Origin of the sequence: Vibrio nigripulchritudo ATCC 27043 (genome assembly GCF_000222685.1) — a bacterium.
Lineage (GTDB): Bacteria > Pseudomonadota > Gammaproteobacteria > Enterobacterales > Vibrionaceae > Vibrio > Vibrio nigripulchritudo.
In genome coordinates, this window is sequence record NZ_AFWJ01000177.1 from 1 (window position 1) to 2,795 (window position 2,795).

Annotated in this window: 2 protein-coding genes and 1 pseudogene; 1 reads left to right on the forward strand and 2 read right to left on the reverse strand. The window is 47.9% G+C overall.

Annotation, left to right across the window (positions count from 1 at the left end):
- Both RH89_RS14265 and RH89_RS14270 read right to left on the reverse strand, forming a co-directional pair.
- Window positions 1-834: fumarylacetoacetate hydrolase family protein (locus tag RH89_RS14265; RefSeq protein WP_004403227.1), on the reverse strand; the 834-nt coding region annotated here is incomplete at its 3' end.
- Between the two features lie 309 nt (window positions 835-1,143).
- Window positions 1,144-2,277 (reverse strand): homogentisate 1,2-dioxygenase, encoded by a 1,134-nt coding sequence (locus tag RH89_RS14270; protein WP_004403229.1) that lies wholly within the window; start codon window positions 2,275-2,277, stop codon window positions 1,144-1,146.
- A gap of 269 nt (window positions 2,278-2,546) precedes the next feature.
- On the opposite strand from RH89_RS14270, the pseudogene RH89_RS14275 reads away from it, so the two are divergent.
- Window positions 2,547-2,795, forward strand: a pseudogene (locus RH89_RS14275) (TRAP transporter substrate-binding protein); the annotation flags it as partial.

Sequence of the window (2,795 nt, forward strand, 5' to 3'; positions counted from 1 at the left end):
TGCCAAGCAGCATGATCCTTTGCTGCGATCAATGTTGGAAACGGTGCCAGAACCAATGATGGTGCCCGCAGCAAGGTGTCGGCTTTTTGCAACGTGAGCAACAAGCTGGTGGAAGTTGAATGTCATATCTACCCCTGCTTCTGGTGAACCGAATTTTTCGCCGTTAAGGTGAACATGAAGTGGGAGATGTACCTTACCTTCGCTCCATGCGTCATTCAGTTCATCAGGTGTAATGGCGACGGGCGAAAATGCCGATGCGGGTTTTGACTGGAAGAAGCCAAATCCTTTGGCGAGTTCGCCCGGAATCAGGTTGCGCAGCGACACATCGTTAACCAGCATGAGTAGCTTGATGTGTTTTTCTGCGTTTTCAGGTTGTGTGCTCATTGGTACATCGTTGGTGATGACCGCAATTTCGCCTTCAAAGTCACAGCCCCATTTATCATCAGCGAGTTGAATTGTTTCACGGGGACCGAGAAAGCCATCGGACATCCCCTGATACATCAAAGGATCGGTCCAGAAGCTTTCTGGCATGGTTGCGCCCCTTGCCTTGCGAACCAGCTCAACATGATTGACATATGCACTGCCATCAGCCCACTGAAAGGCACGGGGGAGTGGAGAAGCGCAATCTTGCTCGTTGAACTGAAAGGCTTCTGGAACTTCGCCTGCGTTCAGTGCCTGATAGCGAGCTTCCAGCTTAGGCGAAATTTCTGTCCAGTTGTCCAAAGCAGATTGAAGGGTGGGCGTAATATCTGTTGCCAGCGCAGCATGCGTCAGGTCGCGAGATACAACGACCAGTTTCCCGTCTCTTCCGTGCTTGAGTGATGCGAGTTTCATCCAGTGTTCTCCTCAATTTTATGATGTTGTTATAGGTTATACCCAAGTGACCTCAAGGTGCAGGATTCAGAGCCTCATATTCTTTTCCAGTTCAAGGAAAAGGACGCAGTGGAATGACCCGTCCTTTCCAAGTTCTTTGACGAAGAAATGGGACAGAATATGGGCTCCCAAGGGCGAGATTAACTGGCTTTCATACTGCGTTACCGATTCTTGATTTAGAGCCACTAGATCTTCAAATCGATGCCTTGCCTGAAAACCAGTTAATTCTCGCTGAACCAAGCACCTTGAGCTCACTTGGGCATATAGTCATTACTTGGCGGGGGTGCGCCAGGAATAAACGTAATCCGGGTTTTCTACCGACTTGGCAGTGTCTGTCATATCCAGTGGGATCCGGGTATCTATCATGACTGCCACTTCATCGGTTTCCTTTTTAGGGTTGCTCTGGCTTGCGGCTAATGCCTTAGGGTGCGGACCATGTGGAAAACCGCAGGGGTGGAGCGTGATCATGCCAGCATCAATATTGTCTCGGCTGAAGAAGTCACCTTTGTGATAGAAAAGCACTTCATCATAGTCGTCGTTGTTGTGATAGAACGGCACTTTAAGCGCACCCGGATCGGTCTCAATCGGGCGAGGGACAAAGGTACAGATAACAAAACCGTCTGCCACAAATGTAGTATGGGCGGAAGGTGGCAAATGGTAGCGGTGGCTCATCAACGGGCGAATGTCGCGCCAGTTCAGACGAAACACGGTTAGGTTGCCTTTCCAGCCAACGGCGTCGAGTGGGTTAAACGGGTAAGTCACACGGTTCAGTTTGTTGCGGCTTTTGATGTGCACTTTCCAGCTTTCATTGCTGCTTTTCTGGCGATTGAATGCATCATCGATTTTAGGGTGAACCAATACCGCTGGGTCGAAGATGGCATGATCGCCCACCATACCGCGATCCGCACTCATATAAGAGCTGTTGGTGGCTTCTATCATTAGCATCACGACCTGATCTTCGGTTTCTATGCGCCATGATGTAGATCTCGGGATCACCAGATAATCCCCTTCACTAAAACGGATATGCCCGTAATCGCAAAACAGTGAACCTTCCCCTTGGTGGATAAACAGGCAGTCATCGCCATCACCATTTCTTACCAGATGTTTCATGCTTTCACTGGTCTTCCAGATCCGGACACGAACATTGGCATTTTCCAGCAGGTTAGGCGCAGAAAGCGGGCAGCTTTCATCAACTTCAACCTTGTTGGTATCAAACGCATGAGGGCGCAAGTCGCCTTCCCATTCTGTCCACCCGGTTGGGGCGTGTTCGTGATACATGTGAGTAGCCGGACCAAAAAAGCCTTCTTTTCCCACTTCTCGTTCAAACGCATTCTCTGGTAAATCACAGTGAGCCTGTACCGACGCTTCCCCTTCTTTTAAAGGGAAAGAAAACCATTTACGCATAACCTTCTCCTTGGTTTTCGACAACCAATTTATAAGATTGATAATCGAATTATAGTTTCAAATGTAACTAATTTGTATGTATGTTAGCCATCATTTAACCGTTAAATCAACAAAAATTTATCATATTAGTTACTTTTCTGTTGCATTTGATACTTTCGTGTGGTTGTATTTTTAACGTTGGTTACGAATTGAACGAAGGTTTGGTTCGGAGAAATGGAAACACCAACACCTATAAATAAAATTACAAATGAAACCAAATGGAGTTCGACATGAGGAAGTTAAACTGGGCTGTGGGCGCTCTGACCACGGTGTGTGTAAGTGCATCATTCCCTTCAATTGCTGCGGATAAAACCCTTCTTATTAGTTCTTGGGCATCCCCGAATCACGGGATTAACAAGATCGTGTGGCCAACGTGGGGGCAGTGGGTAAGCGATGCCACCGACGGGCGAGTGAAAGTCAAAGTGGAATACAACATGGGTCCACCCCCAGCCCAAGCCGATATGATTGCTGATGGTATT